Source organism: Corynebacterium flavescens (assembly GCF_008693105.1).
GTDB classification, from domain to species: domain Bacteria; phylum Actinomycetota; class Actinomycetes; order Mycobacteriales; family Mycobacteriaceae; genus Corynebacterium; species Corynebacterium flavescens.
This window is the reverse complement of the sequence record NZ_VXKK01000028.1, coordinates 1-17713: the sequence shown is the minus strand read 5'-3', so window position 1 is coordinate 17713 and position 17713 is coordinate 1. Positions and strand designations below refer to the sequence as shown.

The 17713-nt window shown below is 59.7% G+C and carries 16 protein-coding genes; 2 read left to right on the top strand and 14 right to left on the bottom strand.

Annotated elements, in window-relative coordinates; genetic code table 11:
* The coding region (locus F4V60_RS12600) for a hypothetical protein (RefSeq protein ID WP_211356591.1) at positions 1–186 on the top strand (186 nt) is incomplete at its 5' end.
* A gap of 435 nt (positions 187–621) precedes the next feature.
* Here the strand turns inward: F4V60_RS12600 and tyrS are convergent.
* The 14 genes from tyrS to F4V60_RS05800 form a co-directional block, all read right to left on the bottom strand.
* Positions 622–1881, bottom strand: a complete 1260-nt coding sequence (gene tyrS, locus F4V60_RS05865) for a tyrosine--tRNA ligase (RefSeq protein WP_075729755.1) — start codon at positions 1879–1881, stop codon at positions 622–624.
* Between the two features lie 83 nt (positions 1882–1964).
* Positions 1965–2153, bottom strand: a complete 189-nt coding sequence (locus F4V60_RS05860) for a Trm112 family protein (RefSeq protein WP_084559146.1) — start codon at positions 2151–2153, stop codon at positions 1965–1967.
* Between the two features lie 139 nt (positions 2154–2292).
* Positions 2293–3732, bottom strand: a complete 1440-nt coding sequence (gene argH / locus F4V60_RS05855) for an argininosuccinate lyase (RefSeq protein WP_075729754.1) — start codon at positions 3730–3732, stop codon at positions 2293–2295.
* Complete coding sequence (locus F4V60_RS05850) at positions 3733–4953, bottom strand: argininosuccinate synthase (protein ID WP_075729753.1); 1221 nt, start codon at positions 4951–4953, stop codon at positions 3733–3735. It abuts the gene before it with no gap.
* Positions 4954–5033: 80 nt separating this feature from the next.
* Positions 5034–5516 (bottom strand): arginine repressor, encoded by a 483-nt coding sequence (locus tag F4V60_RS05845; RefSeq protein WP_075729752.1) that lies wholly within the window; start codon positions 5514–5516, stop codon positions 5034–5036.
* A gap of 3 nt (positions 5517–5519) precedes the next feature.
* Positions 5520–6440 (bottom strand): ornithine carbamoyltransferase, encoded by a 921-nt coding sequence (argF, locus tag F4V60_RS05840; RefSeq protein WP_075729751.1) that lies wholly within the window; start codon positions 6438–6440, stop codon positions 5520–5522.
* Positions 6437–7606, bottom strand: a complete 1170-nt coding sequence (locus tag F4V60_RS05835) for an acetylornithine transaminase (protein WP_075729750.1) — start codon at positions 7604–7606, stop codon at positions 6437–6439. The genes argF and F4V60_RS05835 overlap by 4 nt, the downstream gene beginning before the upstream one ends.
* Positions 7603–8538 carry an acetylglutamate kinase gene (argB, locus tag F4V60_RS05830; RefSeq protein WP_075729749.1) on the bottom strand — a complete coding sequence of 312 codons (936 nt, stop codon included), beginning with the start codon at positions 8536–8538 and terminating at the stop codon, positions 7603–7605. The genes F4V60_RS05835 and argB overlap by 4 nt, the downstream gene beginning before the upstream one ends.
* Positions 8539–8580: 42 nt before the next feature.
* Positions 8581–9744 carry a bifunctional glutamate N-acetyltransferase/amino-acid acetyltransferase ArgJ gene (argJ, locus tag F4V60_RS05825; RefSeq protein WP_075729748.1) on the bottom strand — a complete coding sequence of 388 codons (1164 nt, stop codon included), beginning with the start codon at positions 9742–9744 and terminating at the stop codon, positions 8581–8583.
* Positions 9745–9818: 74 nt separating this feature from the next.
* Entirely contained in the window at positions 9819–10862 is a 1044-nt protein-coding gene (gene argC, locus F4V60_RS05820) for an N-acetyl-gamma-glutamyl-phosphate reductase (protein ID WP_075729747.1), read from the bottom strand.
* A gap of 151 nt (positions 10863–11013) precedes the next feature.
* Entirely contained in the window at positions 11014–13521 is a 2508-nt protein-coding gene (gene pheT, locus F4V60_RS05815; RefSeq protein WP_075729746.1) for a phenylalanine--tRNA ligase subunit beta, read from the bottom strand.
* A 33-nt stretch (positions 13522–13554) separates the two neighbouring features.
* A complete protein-coding gene (pheS, locus tag F4V60_RS05810) occupies positions 13555–14601 on the bottom strand; it encodes a phenylalanine--tRNA ligase subunit alpha (RefSeq protein WP_075729745.1) in 1047 nt (348 codons plus the stop codon).
* Positions 14602–14679: 78 nt separating this feature from the next.
* Entirely contained in the window at positions 14680–15480 is an 801-nt protein-coding gene (locus tag F4V60_RS05805; RefSeq protein ID WP_075729744.1) for a TrmH family RNA methyltransferase, read from the bottom strand.
* 44 nt (positions 15481–15524) lie between these two features.
* A complete protein-coding gene (locus F4V60_RS05800) occupies positions 15525–16031 on the bottom strand; it encodes an NINE protein (RefSeq protein WP_075729743.1) in 507 nt (168 codons plus the stop codon).
* A gap of 418 nt (positions 16032–16449) precedes the next feature.
* Here F4V60_RS05800 and F4V60_RS05795 point away from each other — a divergent pair, with 418 nt between their 5' ends.
* Positions 16450–17457: an HNH endonuclease signature motif containing protein gene (locus F4V60_RS05795; protein ID WP_075731095.1), complete on the top strand. Its 1008-nt coding sequence runs from the start codon at positions 16450–16452 to the stop codon at positions 17455–17457.
* Positions 17458–17713 lie beyond the last annotated feature (256 nt).

The window sequence follows — 17713 nt, the reverse complement described above, 5'->3', positions numbered from 1 at the left end:
CAACTAAAACAAAAACCACAACCAAAAATGGACAATGATAAAAAATGCATAGCCGAAAAACATTTAACTATTTACAATGACGCCCCAAAAAAGGCCCCATCCGGCACACACCAACCAACCAAACCAAAAAAGGCCCAACTGGCACAATCACCAACCACCAAAAGAAGTGAAAAAAATACAAAATAAAAAGTACATTGGCACACTATTGAGTTCTCAAACATCATCCGTAGAAAGCCGCAACCCTTAAATATGTAAGAGCTTTAACTTTCACGTCCGAGTTACTTACCTTAGTTCACAAGAATTCATCTTGTCAACTCGGTGTTAACTTCGTTTAAATTTTTTGTTACCAGCTGCTCGCTGGCGACTTCGATAAAGTTACACGGCTCCCTAGTTCCCCACAAATCGCCACCTCAGAGGCTATTTTGAACCGGGTCGACGGATATTGTTGAGCAATCCGCCGCGGCTTGGTGCCTTATAACGCACAAAAGCGCGGGTCGGATTCCGCGACCTCATTCGATTTCTCGAACAGGCTCTTTGTCCAACCCGCGCTTCCTTGCGTCCCCGCGGTTGATAGTGTGCTGCCTCTGCTTGTGCTTCAGGCGAAGCCAGCAACAGAGGCGGTTATGCCACCGCTACGCCAGCAAAGTTCTTCTTACCTCGACGCAGCACCAACCACTTGCCATGCAGGAGGTCATCTTGTGCCGGCTCCCACTCCTCGGAGTCAATACGCACGTTGTTGACATAAGCGCCGCCCTCTTTGATAGTGCGGCGAGCAGCCCCCTTGGAAGCGGCCAGGCCGGTGGCAATCAGAAGGTCAACGATACTGCGCGCATCCTCTGGTCCGACTTCCGCAATGGTGGTCTCAGAAAGCGCACCTTCCAGCGTGTTCTCATCCAGCTCGCTGAGCTCGGCCCGGCCGAACAGCGCTTGCGCAGCCAGCTCAACGGCCTTAGTAGTTGCCGGACCATGCACGAGATCGGTCAGCTCTTGGGCAAGCCGACGCTGAGCAGCCCGCTTATGGGGCTCGTTGGCAACCTGCTCTTCGTACTGCGCAATCTCCTCTTGGTCTAGGAAGGTGAACCAACGCAGGTAGTCGAGGACGACGGAATCGCCCGCGTTAAGGAAGTACTGGTACCAGGAGTAAGCGCTCGTCTTCGCCGGATCCAGCCACAGCTTTCCGCCGCCGGTAGACTTACCAAACTTTTGCCCCGAGGCATCGGTGACCAAAGGAACCGTAAGCCCGTGCACCTTGGCTCCATCGACGCGCCTGTTGAGATCGACTCCGGAGACAATGTTGCCCCACTGGTCGCCGCCGCCGATTTGCAGAACGCAATCATGCGAGCGATGAAGCTGCACGTAGTCATTCGATTGCAGGAGCATGTAGGAGAATTCGGTGTAGGAAATACCGTCACCTTCGAGGCGGCGCTTGACGGTATCGCGGTCCAACATCGTGTTGAGAGAGAAGTTCTTTCCCACATCACGCAGGAACTCGATGACGGACATGGACCCAGTCCAGTCCGCATTGTTGACCATGAGCGCGGCATTATCGCCCTCAAAGCTCACGAAACGCCGCAGCTGCGCCTTGATGGCCTCAAGGTTGTGGGCGATGGTCTCCTCCCCCAGCATGCTGCGCTCGCCCACATCGCGGGGATCACCGATCATGCCGGTGGCCCCTCCTGCCAACGTGATGGGGTGATGCCCAGCCTCTTGGAAGCGGCGCAGCATGATCATGGGAACCAAGTGTCCCGCGTGCAGGGAGTCACCGGTGGGGTCGAACCCACAGTAGAGAGTGATGGGTTCTTCACAGGCTGCGCGCAGCGCATCGAGGTCCGTGGATTGGTTGATAAGTCCGCGCCAAGAAAGCTCGTCAATGATATTCATGGTTTTTCTTTCGGTCTTCTCTTGTTTTCCTGAGTGTTTGAAGGTGTAAATGCATTCAATTGCGCCTTTTCAGATGGCACAACCTAGCTATTTGGCGTCCACGGATAGGAGCGAGCAACCAGCATTACCGGGATGCCGTCTTCGATCGGATAGGCAATTCCCAGCCTTTCGTTGACAAGGACCTCGTCCTTTTCGATATAGGTCAACGGGCCCTTGTCTTGCGGACAGACAAGTACCTCAAGCAACTGTGGATCAAGACTCATGATGGACATGCTACCTCCCTGCCCGGACATGCAGGCAGACAGGTCATGAAACTCAGGGCTGAGTTTCATGTGCACATGCAAAAGTGCACGGTCCCAAGACTAGGACCGTGCACTACCTGCACAGAAAGCACGCATATTAGGAAAGCAGTTATCCGCGCGGGATTACCGGCTCCTGTGCCCATTGCTTGAAGCGCTCGTTGCGCTCGTCGACGCGCTGGCGCTGCTCAGCAACGCGGACGCCGGCGGTGCCACCACGGGTCGAACGCGAGGCAACAGCGCCGTCGATTGTCAGGACGTCGCGCACCTCCGGGCTCAGCCGCTTGTCGACGCCGGCCAATTCCTCATCACTGAGATCCACAAGGTCGACCCCAAGTGCCTCGGCGATGCGCACGCACTCCCCCGAGGCTTCATGGGCCTCGCGGAATGGAACGCCTTGGCGCACCATCCACTCAGCCAAGTCGGTGGCGAGAGTATAGCCGCGCGGAGCGAGCTCACGCATGCGGTCCTCGTGGAAGGTCAAGGTAGACACGAGGCCTGTCATTGCCGGAAGCAGCAGGTTGAGCTGAGCAAAGGAGTCAATGACTGGTTCCTTATCCTCCTGCAGATCGCGGTTATAGGCCAGCGGCTGCGCCTTGAGGGTGGCTAGTAGTCCCGTGAGGTTGCCGATGAGACGGCCCGTCTTGCCGCGGGTGAGTTCCGGGACGTCCGGATTCTTCTTCTGCGGCATGATGGAGGAACCGGTTGACCAGGCATCATCGAGGGTGACATAGCCATATTCCGGCGTACACCAGTAGATGATTTCCTCGGCAAAGCGGGACATATCCACCGCGATCTGTGCCAAGACGAAAGCCGTCTCCGCGGCGAAGTCGCGCGAGGATGTGCCGTCGAGGGAGTTCTCGGCGGAGGAGTCAAAGCCCAGCTCTTGGGCGATGGCCTCCGGATCCAAGTGCAAAGAAGAACCAGCAAGGGCGCCGGAGCCATAAGGTGATACGGCGAGGCGCTTGTCCAAGTCCTGCAGGCGCTCTAGATCGCGCAACAGAGGTTGCGCGTGTGCCAGGAGAGAATGTGCCAGCAAGATCGGCTGTGCGGCCTGCGAGTGCGTCTTCCCCGGCATGATCGCCGTGGGGTGAGCTGCCGCCTGAGCGGAGAGCGCAGCGACGAGCTCGGTGACCTGCGCCGCGATGTCACGTATGGCATCGCGCACCCACATGCGGAACAAGGTTGCCACCTGGTCATTGCGGGAGCGGCCCGCTCGGAGGCGGCCACCAACCTCAGGCCCGACGATCTCGATGAGCCCGCGCTCCATGGCACCGTGCACGTCCTCGTCCGTGGGCTGCGGGCGGAACTGCCCGGAGGCTACCTTCTCACCAAGCTCGCTCAATCCGGCGAGCATGGTGCTAAAGTCCTCGTCACTGAGCAGGCCTGCGCGGTGCAATACCCGAGCATGCGCCTTGGAAGCCAAGACGTCATAGGGCGCCAAGACCCAATCAAAGTGGGTCGATACCGACAGGGCAAACATTGCCTCGGAGGGGCCGCCAGAAAAGCGGCCTCCCCACAGTGCGCCTTCGTTGGTTTTGTGCTGCTGCATCTACTTGTGAGCTCCGGTGGGGAAACCGCCCTCGCGCGAGCGCTGGTTTGCAATCTGGGTGGACAGGCCGTGCAGCTGCACGAAGCCCTTGGCCGCGGTCTGATCGAAGGTGTCGCCGGTGTCGTAGGTGGCCAGATCGAAGGAGTAGAGGGAATCCTTGGAACGGCGTCCATTGACGGTGGCAGTTCCGGCGTGAAGAACCATCCGGATATCGCCGCTGACTACATCCTGGGTGGACTCCACGAAAGCATCGAGGGAGTTCTTCAGCGGGGAGAACCACAGGCCATCATAGACTTCCTCGCACCAGCGTGCGTCCGTCAGGCGCTTGTAGCGAGCAAGCTCGCGCTCAATCGTGACATCTTCCAGGGCTTCGTGGGCCTTGATGAGCACGACGGCGCCGGGAGCCTCATAGACCTCGCGGGACTTGATGCCCACGAGACGATCCTCGACCATGTCGATGCGCCCGATGCCCTGGGCACCGGCGCGACGGTTGAGTTCCTCGATGGCCTGCAGCACGGTGACCGGCTTGCCGTCGATTGCGACGGGCTTGCCCTTCTCGAAGGTGATGATGACCTCGTCCGGTGCATTGCCCAGAGCCGGATCCTCGGTATAAGCGTAGAGATCCTTCGTCGGCGGGTTCCACAGCTCCTCGAGGAAGCCGGTTTCGACGGCGCGGCCCCAGACGTTCTGGTCGATTGAGAAGGGCGAAGAAGCAGACTGCTCGATGGGAAGGTCGATCTCCTCGGCGAAGGCGATAGCCTTGTCGCGGGTCCATGCGTAGTCACGCGCAGGAGCGATGATCTCCAGGGAAGGATCAAGGGCGCGGAAGGAGACCTCGAAACGAACCTGGTCGTTGCCCTTACCGGTGCAGCCGTGGGAGACGTGGGTTCCGCCATGCTCTTGGGCCGCCTGCACGAGGTGCTTGACAATGAGAGGGCGGGAAATGGCCGAGACGAGCGGGTACTGCTTCATGTACATCGCGTTCGCCTTGATGGTGGGCAGGCAGTACTCTTCCGCGAACTCGTCCTTGGCGTCGATGACGATGGACTCGACCGCGCCACAGGCCAACGCGCGCTGACGCACGGACTCCATGTCCTCGCCGCCCTGGCCTAGGTCCAGCGAAACGGCGATGACGTCGCCGCCTGTCATCTTGGAAAGGTAGGGAATGGCGACCGAGGTATCGAGGCCACCGGAATAAGCGAGCACGACGCGTGCAGACATTGAAGTCTCCTTAAATAGACTGTAAACAATTCAGTTGAATTAATAATATACGAATAAAGGGGAATAGTCTAACCCCCACTCTAAAGGGATCTATCCGTCAGCTTCTCCGCTAGTTCCCGCCCACTCAAAGGCTCGCGCGCGAGAACGAAGATCGTATCGTCACCGGCGATGCAGCCAACGACTTCGCGCAGCCCCACCCTATCGATAAAACTGGCGAGGTACTGCGCGGCCCCGGCCGGAGTGCGGAGCATAGCGATGTTGCCGGAATGGTCGTGCGAGACCACGAGCTCATCGAGCATGCGGCGCAACTTCTCCCGCGGCCCGGTGACCTGATCATCGAATTGCTCGAGCTCTCCATCGACAACATAGAAGGAACGCCCGCCATCACGCTTAACCTTCTTGGCACCCAGCTCATCCAGATCACGGGACAAGGTGGCCTGGGTGATGTCTATCCCCTCATCCAGAAGCAGCTCGGAGAGCTGCACCTGGCTGGTGACACGGGTGCGGTCGAGGATCTCGAGGATCTTGGCCTGACGCGCATTCCGGGTAGAAGGGGGGATCATGGTTTAGGCAATCTCCTCGTTACGCGCGAGCAGCCATGCCAACAGCGCCTTCTGCGCGTGCAGGCGGTTCTCTGCCTCGTCGAAAACCCGCGACTGAGGGCCGTCGATGACCTCTGCTGCCACCTCGCTACCGCGATATGCCGGCAGACAGTGGAGGAAGATGGCCTCGGGGTTCGCCAGAGCCATCACCCCGGCATTGACCTGGTAAGGAAGGAAAGGTGTGCGACGATCTAGGCCGTCGGACTCTTGGCCCATCGACACCCAGGTATCGGTGATTACGACGTCCGCGCCTTTAACTCCGTCGAGAGAATCGGTGACGTTGACCGTTCCGCGGGCACGCGCCCTTTCCACAAACTCCGCTTCCGGCTGGAAGCCTTCCGGCGCGACAATGGTCATCTCCATGCCGGCGGTGGCGAAGCCGATCATATAAGAATTGGCCATGTTGTTATTGCCATCACCGAGGTAGACGGCTTTGCGCCCGCGCAGTTCGCCGAAGTTCTCGCGACACGTGAGAAGATCAGCCAGGATCTGGCAGGGATGCAGGTCATCGGAAAGAGCGTTGACGAGGGGAACCGTAGAGGTCTCCGCCATCGCCGCGAAGTTGGCGTGATCGTAGGTGCGCCACACAATGGCCTCGACAAAACGCGAAAGCACTGCGGCGGTGTCCTGATAGGTCTCACCCTTGCCCATCTGCGTGGACTTGGTTTCGGTGACGATGGCGTGCCCACCCAGCTGAGCAATGCCAGCCTCGAAGGAAAACCGGGTGCGCGTCGACGTCTTATCAAAGAGCACGGCCACGGACTTCGGCCCCTCCAGCGGACGGGCGGAAAAAGGCTCGGCCTTCAGCTCGAGAGCGAGGTCTAGGACCTCAGCCTGCTCTTCGGGGGTGAGGTCATCGTCGGCCAAAAAGTGACGGATGCTCATGCAATATTCTCCAATACGGTCTTAAGGCGTGCGGTCGCGGTGGCAATCTCTTCTTCGCTAATCACCAGCGGTGGGGTCAGGCGAAGAACCGACTCATTCGGCGCGTTGAGGATGAGCCCCTGATTGAGGCCCTCCGCCACCGCCTGCTTAGCCACCGGTGCATTTAATACGACTCCCAGCATAAGCCCGCGGCCGCGGACGTGATCCACCGAGGGCAGCTTCTCGACGGCCTGCGCCAAAGACTTGCCCTTGGCCGCCACGGCGGCGATAAAGTCATCATCTATCGTATCGAGCACTGCGGTTGCCGCCACGCAGGAGACAGGATTTCCGCCGAAGGTCGTGCCGTGGCTACCGGGCGTGAACAGCCCCTCGGCCAAGCCGCGGACAATGGTCGCGCCGATGGGCAGACCGCCGCCTAGCCCCTTCGCCATGGTGATGACATCAGGCAAGACATCCTCGGACTGGAAGGCGAAGAAGTCCCCGGTACGCGCCACTCCGGTTTGAACCTCGTCGACGATCATGAGAATGCCGTGCTCATCACAGAGCGCACGCACAGCTGCCAAAAAGCCAGCGGGCGCCGGGATAACGCCGGTTTCTCCCTGGATGGGCTCTAAGATGATGGCTGCAGTGTCGGTCGGGTTTTGCTCCACCAACGTGCGCAGATAATCGATGTCGCCATAGGTATAGAACTCGACTCCGGCCGGCATCGGCTCGAAAGCGCGCCGCTTGGAAGGCTGGCCAGTCATGGCCAGAGCCCCCATTGTGCGCCCATGGAATCCGTGGTGCGCAGCTAGGATGCGACGCCGCCCAGTCAAGCGTGCCAGCTTGAAAGCGGCCTCGTTAGCTTCCGTTCCAGAGTTGCAAAAGAACACACGGGCCTGCGGGTCGGCGACGTGGGCGAGCACCTTCTCCCCTGCCTTAATGACCGGCTCGCTGGCGAAGAGGTTGGAGACATGGCCGAGGCGTGCGACCTGGGCGGAGACGGCTTCGACAAGCGCGGGATGACCATAGCCCAAGCTATTGACTGCGATGCCCGCAAGGAGATCAATGTAGCTCTTACCTTCCTCATCCTGCACGGTGGCCCCCTTGCCCTCCACCAGGGCCAGCGGCGGGGTGCCGTAGGTATTAGCGAGGACGGTGCCCCATTCTTGTGTCAGTTCGCTCATGCGTTTTCATCCTTCCTAAATACTGTGCCTTCTGGATAGTCCGCACGGTTATAGTTATCCGGCAGCACCATTGTGCCGATGCCGCCCATGGTAAATAGCTCCAGCAGAACCGCATGTGCGATCCGGCCGTCGATGACGTGCGCAGCACTTACTCCCTCACGCACGGCGTTGAGGCACGATTCCATCTTGGGAATCATCCCCGAATCGAGCGAGGGAAGAAGCGCCTCCAACTTCGAAGGCTCGATCTTGGATACCAGCGAGTCCCTATTGGGCCAGTCGGTATAAAGTCCCTCAACGTTAGTCAGCACCACCAGGCGCTCGGCTCCAATGGCCGCGGCCAGTTCTCCGGCCGCAATATCGGCGTTGATGTTGTAGACCTCGCCATCAAGGCCGGGGGCGATGGTGGAGACCACCGGAATACGCCCAGCTTCAATGATGTCCATCACCGCGGCAGGATTGACCGAGACGATATTGCCAACCATTCCGATGTCGGTGTTCTCACCATCGATGGAGACAAAACGCTTGGTAGCGCGGAACAACCCAGCGTCCTCGCCGGATGTTCCCACAGCATAGGGCCCATAAGAGTTGATAAGGTTGACCAAACCGCGCCCGACCTGCCCAAAGAGCACCATGCGCACGACTTCCATCACCTCCGGGGTGGTGACGCGGAAGCCGCCCTTGAACTCGCCCTCGATGCCGAGTTTGGTGAGCATCTCGTTGATTTGGGGTCCTCCCCCGTGCACCACGACGGGCTTTGCACCCACCGTGCGCAAAAAGACCATGTCTGCGGCGAAAGCAGCCTTGAGGGACTCATCGACCATGGCGTTGCCGCCGTACTTGACCACGACGATCTTGTCCCGGTAGTGCTGGAGCCAGGGCAGGGCGTCAGCCAGGACCCCGGCCCGATCCTGGTTTGTTAATCCTTGAATCATAGTGTTCCTTAAATAAACGTTGTAGAACTAAAGGCTTTAGGACTAAGAGCTATAGGCCGAGTTGATATCCACATATGCGTGGGAGAGGTCAGTGGTGCGTACGAATGCTACGCCCTCGCCGCCCAAGCCAAGATCTACGATGACATCGATGTCTGGCCCGGAAAGATCCACCTCGCGGGCACCTGGAGCGCCGCAGGAATCGATGCACACCGGCTGACCATTGAAGTAGACCGAGATCCTATCCGGATCCATATCCGCCTCTGCCATGCCTACTGCTGCAAGAACGCGACCCCAGTTGGGATCGGAGCCAAACATGGCGCACTTGAAGAGGTTATCGCGGCCCAAGGTCCGTGCCGCGTTCAGCGCCTGGGCATCCGTTGAGGTACCGCGCACCGTAATCTTGACGCGCTTGGTGACGCCCTCAGCATCAGCCTGGAGCTGATCCGCCAGGTCGGAGCATACCGCCAGCACCGCTGCATCCAGTTCCTCTTGGGTGGGCTCAACTCCAGAGGCACCGCTGGACATGAGGATGACCGTATCGTTCGTCGAGGTCGAACCATCAACATCGAGCGTGTTAAAGGTCTTATCGCTCGCAGCGTGCAGGGCTTGCGAGAGAGCCTGGGGGCTAGCAACGGCATCCGTGGTCAGGCACACCAGCATCGTTGCTAGGGAGGGTGCCATCATGCCCACGCCCTTGCCCATTCCGCCCAGAGTCCAGCCCTGGCCATTAAAGACCGTCTCCTTGGAGACGGTATCGGTGGTCATAATGGCCTCTGCGGCTGAATGCCCACCCGTAGTAGAAAGTGCTTGACCCAGCGCAGCTATGCCCGTGTGAACATTTAGCATCGGCAGAACCTCGCCGATAAGTCCGGTGGAGCACACAGCCACGTCTTGTGTCTCGGCGCCAATTCCTTGGGCGGTGGCCTCCGCCATGGCCTGAGCGTCAGCGTCTCCTTGACGCCCGTTGCAGGCATTGGCATTGCCGGAGTTATACACGACCGCCTTGAGCTGTCCGTCAGCCACTGCAAGCCGGGAGTGCTTGACGGGCGAGGCCACCACTCGGTTGCGCGTGAATACCGCCGCTGCTGCAAAGCTAGGCCCCTCATTGACAACCAGTGCCATATCTGGCTTGCCTGATGGTTTAATTCCCGCGGTGGTTGCGCTGGCTAGAAAACCCTGCGCTGCGGTTACGCCCTGAAGCGTCATTGATGGCTCTTTTCTCTCTTGTTTCTGTGGTTTTTCTGTCTGTTGTACTTCAGATCCGGTTATCACGCCGTGTTTTAGGGCGCCAGGCCGGCGCAAGGAAGCCCCGCCGTCTCCTCGAGACCGAGTGCGAGGTTCATGCACTGCACGGCGGCGCCACCTGTGCCCTTGGTGAGGTTATCGAGTGCCGCAGATATCACCAGCTGCCCCGCGCGCCCGTCCACGTGAGTCTGAATATGGACCATGTTGGAACCGGAGACGTTCTGCGTCTCCGGCTGTATGCCCTCCGGCAACACATTGCAGAAGGTTTCCTCGGCATAAAACTTCTCGTAGGCGGCCCGCACCTGGAGCTTGTCGACGCCGTCAGCCAAAGGCGCAGTAATGATCGCCAAAATGCCGCGCGTGAGCGGTGCAAGTACCGGCGTGAAACTAACCGACACCTCGCTATCACTAAAGGGGCTGAGGTTCTGAATGATCTCGGGGGTATGCCGATGCGTCCCGCCTGGGCTATAGGCGCGCAGGTTGCCCATGGTCTCGGCGCCGAGCAGCTTGACGTTGGCTTTCTTACCCGCGCCGGATACGCCCGTAACGGCGACGACGGAAAGGGAGGGCTCGATGAGGCCGGCGGAGACGGCCGGCAAAGTACCCAGAGTGATGGTGGTGGGGAAACATCCCGGTACCGCCACGCGCTTGGTTTCCCGCAGGAGCTCACGATTACCCGGAATCTCCGGGATACCATAGGGCCAGCAGCCGGCATAGTCGCCGTTATAGAAATCGTGCCAATCACTCTCATTGCGCAGCCGAAAGTCTGCGGCGCAATCAATAACGAGCACCTCTGGGCCGAGCTGGCGGCCAATCTCGGCCGAGTGTCCGTGGGGCAAGCCCAGGAATACGACGTCATGCCCGCGCAGGTTCTCCACCGTGGTATCCACGATTTCGCGCTCACGCAGCTGTGGCAAGTGCGGCATGAGGCTACCGACGGATTCCCCCGCATTGGAATGCCCCGTCAAAGCACCGATCTTCAACTCGCCCGCCAGATAGGCCGGGTGGCGCAAGAGAAGGCGTAAAATCTCGCCACCGGCGTAGCCGGTAGCGCCTGCAACAGCTACATTTATGCTCATAGAGCGCAACCTTATCATATATGCAACTGAGTGTAAATTATTCATTCGATTGGGTGCCTCTGCGCCTGGTCCTGCATTGGTGACCGCGCTTCCCGCATGGAAAAAGCCCCTCCTCCACATAGGAAAAGGGGCTTTCTCTCATCGACATGCTTTAGGCGCGCATATGCGCTCCTACGCGCTCCTGCGCCAGTTCTGCGGCGGCAAGGCGGTGTTCATTGACTTCCTCGTCAGTCAGGGTTCGATCCGCCGCGCGGAAGACAAGCTCGAAAGCCAACGACTTCTTCCCCGCGCCGAGCTGCTCTCCGCGGAAGATATCGAAAAGGCGGACATCCTCGAGAAGATCCCCCGCACCTTCTGCTATGACACGACGCACTTCCTCGGCCGGCACAACTTCATCAACGACAAGAGCGATGTCTTGGTGCAAGGCAGGGAAGGCCGAGAGAACCGGAGCTGGGAAAGACTCCTCCAGAGGCAAGGCAGTCACATCGATCTCCATGGCGCAGGTGCGCGCAGGCAAACCGAGGCGCTCGAGGACTTGCGGGTGCAATTCGCCGGCGTAGCCAACTGTCTTGCCCTGCACCGAAATGGCCGCGCAACGTCCCGGATGCCACGGCAGCTCCTCCGCCGCAGAGAGCTCTATCTCTACTCCTGCTGCACGGGCCACAAGGCGCGCAGACTCAATGGCGTCGGCGAAGGTGTATTCGCGTCCCTGACCCCAAGGGCCCTCAAACTCGACCTTTCCGGCAGCAACGGTTGCCACGTGCAGAGGCTGCTCCGGGAGGGAATCGAGCAGCTCCGCAAGCTCAGACTCCGAAGGGCGCCCGGCTACCGAGGGCATGGGAGAAGTCTCAGCACGCTGGAAGCTGACCTGCTGCAGCCCGAAGAGAGAAAGATCCCTGCGGCCGCGGGCCACGTTGCGCTCAATAGCCTCAAGCATATTGGGCAACAACGTGGTGCCCAATACGGCCTTGTCTGCCTCCAGCGGATTCTGAACACCAACGGCGCGCCGGCGCGGATCATCCTTAGCCAGCCCCCAGACGTCGAAAGTGTCATTGGCAATGAAGGGCGAAGGAAGGATCTCGGCGTAGCCGGCATAAGCCAAGCCGTGGCCGATGGCGCGGCGACGCTTCTGTGCGGGGCTAAGGCCGCGTCCTCCACGCGGAGTAGGAAGAATGGTGGGGATGTCCTCCAAGCCCTCCAGTCGCAGGACCTCCTCGATGAGATCGACGTCCATCGTGATGTCCGTGCGCCACGTGGGCGGGGTAACAGAAAGCTCTTGGCTTCCCTCAACCGTGCAACCTACCTCCTGTAGACGGGAGATGACGGTCTCTTCCGAGTACTGCACTCCGGCGTAGCGGCCAGGCTTTTCTGCAGAGATGCTAATGGCGGCGGGCGCTGGCACGCTACCGATGAGCGTCCGGCCGGGCTCGACCGTTCCTCCAGCGACGTCGACAAGCAGGGCGCAGGCATAGTCCAGGGCGACCTCTACCACGGCGGCATCAACGCCGCGCTCGAAGCGGCGGGAGGCCTCCGAAGAAAGCTTGTGGCGGCGCGAGGTACGCGCGACGCGAATCGGATCCCAGATGGCGGATTCGAAGTAGACGTCAACGGTCTGATCCGAGATCTCGGTCTGGGTACCACCCATGACTCCCGCCAGGGACTGAATCCCCGACTCATCGCAGATGACAACGTCTTCTGCATCGAGGGTGCGCTCTACGTGGTCGAGGGTCTCGAACTTCTCGCCGGCCTGGGCGTTGCGGACCACGAGGTTGCCCTGCACCGCCTGTGCGTCGAAAGCATGCATGGGAGTTCCCATGAGCAACATGACGTAGTTGGTCACGTCAGTCGCGGCGTTGACGGGGCGAATACCGCTGAGCATAAGCTCACGCTCCAGCCAGAAGGGGCTGCGCGCATGTGGGTCGATGCCGCTAACCTTGCGGAGACCAAAGCGCACAGCCTGGGTCTCTTCCCGCAGGTCAATATCAATCAGGGAGGACTGAGGTTGCGGCACCCGGGACATATCAAGCCCGGTGACCGTGGCGGGAGCAAGCGCAGGATCCGCGAAGTCTAGGTCGAAGGCTGAGGCGACCTCGCGGCTCAACCCGCGCGCGGAAAGCGCGTAGCCGCGGTCCGGGGTGACGTTGACATCGAAAACCGTGTCCTCGAGGCCAATGAGCGGACGGGCGTCCTCGCCTAGGTGCGGTGTGAACTCCTGACCTAAGGTGATGATCCCGTCAGACTTGTCCGTGAAGCCCAACTCCGCGGCTGAGCAGAGCATGCCGTTGGAAATGTGGTCATAGGTCTCGCGAGCGGCAATCTTAAACCCGCCGGGCAACTCTGCCCCAGGCAGAGCCACCACTACAAAATCATTCAAACGGAAGTTGCGGGCACCGCAGATGATGCCCTGCAGCTCGCCGGTTCCGTTTGCCGTGCCCACGTTAACCTGACAATAGCGAATGGGCTTCTTGAACTGCGTGAGTTCTTCTACCTCCTCAACCTTGCCGATAACGAGTGGACCGGTGGTCTCCGGCAATGCCTGGAACCCCTCAGTCTCGAAGCCAACGCGGACGAAGCCGGAATCCAGCTCCTGCTCGCTTGCTTTCCATCCTTCGTTATTGGCGCGCACAAGGCTGGTGACCCAGTTCTGAGAAATAAGCATGATGTTCTTCTTCCAAATCCTTTCTGGGTTTTCCTATGCCTGCACGCCAAACGGCAGGGTAAAGCGCACATCGCCCTCGACCATGTCACGCATATCTGTGAGGCCATTGCGGAATTGCAGCGTGCGCTCGAGCCCCATGCCGAATGCGAATCCGGTGTACTCCTCTGGGTCGAGACCAACCGCACGCAAGACGTTAGGGTTGACCATTCCGCAGCCCCCCCACTCGATCCAGCCTGCGCCGCCCTTCTTATTGGGGAACCAGACATCAACCTCAGCCGAAGGCTCGGTGAAGGGGAAGTAGTTCACGCGCATCCTCGTCTTGGTTTCCTGCCCGAAAAGGACCTTGGCCAAGTGGTCGAGGGTGCCACGCAAGTGAGCCATGGTCAGGCCCTTATCAACGGCCAAACCCTCCACCTGGTGGAATACAGGCGTGTGAGTGGCGTCAAGCTCATCGGTGCGGAAAACCCGACCCGGACAAGCAATGTAGAGGGGAACTGAGTGCTTGAGCATCGTGCGGACCTGCACCGGTGAGGTGTGTGTACGCAGCACCTGCTTGGAGCCCTCTACCGAGACATGAAAGGTATCTTGCAAAGTACGCGCGGGGTGGTCAGGCTTGAAGTTGAGCGCATCAAAGTTGAAGTACTCCGCCTCGACCTCGGGGCCGTCAGCGATCTCCCAGCCCATGCCCACGAAGATGTCTGCGATTCGCTCCGATAGGGCCGTAATGGGGTGAAGCGCGCCCGTCTGCGCACGGGTGGTTGGGACGGTGACGTCAACCTTCTCCGCCACGAGCTGAGCCTGACGCGCCTGCTGCTCAAGAACTTCCTTGACCTCAGCGAAGCGCTTTTCTGCGCGGCCACGCGCGAGGTTGACGTTGCGTCCGGCGTCCTTGCGCTCCGCCTTAGGCAACTGGCCCAGCATCTGACGCGCCTGTGGGATGTAGCCCTGGTCTCCGAGGTGTTGACGCCTAAATAGGTTCAGCTCCTCCAAGGAACTCGCGGCGTTAAAGGCCGCAATTGCCTGCTCGGCGGCAGCATTAAGCGCTGCCTCGGTCAATTCGATCTGAGGTGAATCGGACACGTGCCTCGTACCTTCTGCTCGGGCGAAAACTAACGCCGATAATCATAGCGCAGAAGTGCGCGCCAGCAGGCGCAGGGGTCAGGCTTCCAGCGCCTTGGCCGACTCATAAAGACAGATACTCGCCGCAGTAGCAAGGTTGAGCGATTCTGCGCGTCCGCGCAGCGGAATTCGCACCCGCACGTCAGCTTCTTGGGCCAGCTCCCCCAACCCATGGGCCTCGTTACCAAACAGCCAAGCGGTAGGCTGTGCCAGTTCCGCATCGGCAAGATCGACTTCTCCGTCCGCAGCTGTGGCGAGTATCTGCAGGCCCGCCGCGCGCAACTGCCCGAGTACATCTTTGATGTTGTTGTCGCGGGCAACGGGGACATGAAAGAGCGACCCCGCCGACGCACGAGCCACTTTGGAACCGAGTGGGTCGACAGTATCCCCCGCGAAGATAACGCCATCCGCCCCCATGGCGTCCGAGGTTCGGATGAGGGTGCCCGCGTTCCCAGGCTCCGCGGTCTCCACTGGAACGGAAACCAAGCGCGGCTTTCCAGCCAAGATCTTTCCCACCGACCACAATACCGGCTTACACAGGGCGAAAAGGCCCGTTGTCGTGACAGTATCGGCCAAATGGCGCGCGGCTTTATCAGTAATAGGATGCACATAGACATCCATGTAGCCAGCGGCGGTGAGAATATCTGAGAACTTCTCCGCTGCGTGCTCGGTGACGAAGATATCCGTTGCAGCCCCTGTGGAGACCGCCGCATCGACAGCGTTCTCCCCCTCGATAAGGAAGCGACCCGCCTTCTTGCGAGCCGCAGCGCGGTGCAATTTCGCTGCGTTCACAATGCGCGGCGTGCGTTCAGTAAAGGCTGATTCGAAGTCCAAAGTCATGGCACCAAATCTAGCAGCCCCACGAATCCTCCCCCGCGCACGCCCTACTTGCGAAGCGGGACGCCGTTCGCATCAACGTTCATCGACTGAGCGCCGAACAAGGTCATCATGAATTCAATGAACACCCAAACATATGCCGCGGTCCACAAGGCGCCACCTGCCACCCAACCTACTAACGGGATCAGCATCAGTAGTGCTCCTCCCCAGAACATAGCCAACTGAATGACGGCTCGGGTAGTAAATCCCTTGTAGAAGTTGTGCGCCGAGAACTCCCAGAGGAAGAAGTTGAGCAGAAGCGTTACCACCCAAGACTTTTGTTGGTACCCGGCTGGTGCGCCCATCTGAGGGGCGAAGGACTGGGGTGCGCCGTAGTTTTGCTGTACCGGCATGGGGGCGTGGTAGGCGGTTACAGGGGGCTGTTGCTGATAGGCGGGGGCGTTGAACTGCGGTGCCGCCGGTTGACCCTGTCCGGCCGCAGAGAAGGGATTGTTCTGTGCTGCACCAGGTTGGTTGTTGCCGTGCTGCGGGGTGTTGCCGAATGGGGCGGTCATGATGACTCCTTGCCAGAGTGATAGAGAGAAAGGTAGCCGAGAATCAAGGCGACAATCAGAAGAGGGAATGAGCATTCTCTTTCGCCTGAACTGCTCTCGGTTGTGAAGCCAACCTAACATGCTGCGCTGACCAACGCTCCTAAATCGGGGAACGCTCCCCTGTGCTCAGGGGAAAAAGAAACCCCCACAAAACCGGACTTTCCGTTTTAGAGTGCGGTGATTTTGTTGGTCAGTTGTCCTCCGCTTGAGCCTGATCCTTCAGGATAGGCCGGGTGGCTTTGCTACCGCACTGCCAAGTTCTGGCTAGGCGGCCCGTCTGTGGATAACCGCCCCAGGCCTAGTGGGTTGTCCACAGTTTCCTTACTGGGTGCGGGTTGGGTCTTGTCGCACCGCTTGGCGGTGGCTTAGCGTGGCGGTCATGGGCTTGCAGGAGTATTTCGCACAACTTAGCCGAGGTGTTGACCTCGTAGCCGAGTGCTCAGGGCTATCTGCCCCGGACCTTGAAAAGATAGGGGCCAGCACACAGGATGCCGCCGAGCTTATAAGCCTGCACACCATCTACTTCGGCCCCACACCCTACACAGGCAAGCAACGCTCGGCCGTAAACTCTGCTCGGAGTAACGGGCACGCCCTGAGCACCCTGCACCACATCGAATCCTTTACCCGCCGCGTCAAAGAACAACGAGCCGCATGGAACCTACGCGTAGAGCTATGCGCCACGCCCAGCGAGCAGGTTACTGCGGTAGCTAGGCGCCGGCTGCGTGAAATGCGTGTCCCCCGCACGTATTGCGAGCGCGCGATGCTGCGCCAACACCCCAACGGGCTAGCCACCCTGACCGTGACCGGCAATGGGTTAGATATGGCAGATGCTTTCCGGACTATTGACCACAAGCGGCCAGGGACAAGTTTTATCGCCCGCATGCTCGGCAAAGCAGACGGGGCCCCGGCTGAGCGTACTCGGGTGACGACCATGGCAGTCCTCCAGTTGGAGGACTACGCCACGATCCTGCGCCGCGAAGGCGACGATGTATTAGTACGCACCACCAGTGGGACTGTTGTCACCGGCGCGCAGCTTGTAGAGCGTGCTTGTGCCAACGAGGGTCTTATTACGGTGATAAGCCGGGCACAGGGGCCGGTGGACTTGTACCGCTTTGAGCGCTTCGCATCTGCGAAGCAGCGCACAATGCTCGCAGCAGAGCACCCCACCTGTGCGTGGCCAGGCTGTAAGACCCCGGCAGAGCGAGGACAGTTTCACCATCTCACGCCGTGGAGTCACGGCGGGGAGACTAACGTTGCCAACCTGGTGACCTTGTGTAACTACCACAACGGGGTTAATGAGGATGATCCGAATGCGCCACCACGGCGCGGGCGCCTTACCCGCCAAGGCGGGACAATAGTCTGGCAGCCCCCGCACACCAGCCGTTAAGACAACAAGCCTAACGGCGACTTACCGCACCCCAAAACAAACCCAGCCGAGCCCGCGTGCTCATGCGGTCGATAAAGATCCAGCGGGCAGGCCCGGTGGGGAAACCAACAATGAGCAGGACTATGACTGTGGGGTTACCCTCTTGTTGTGGACACCTAAACTAGCGGGACCACGTGGTCTTGCGGAAGGATGTTCATATGGGACAACGACGTCGATTCACCGAGGAGTATCGCCGTGATGCGGCCAGCATCGTTAT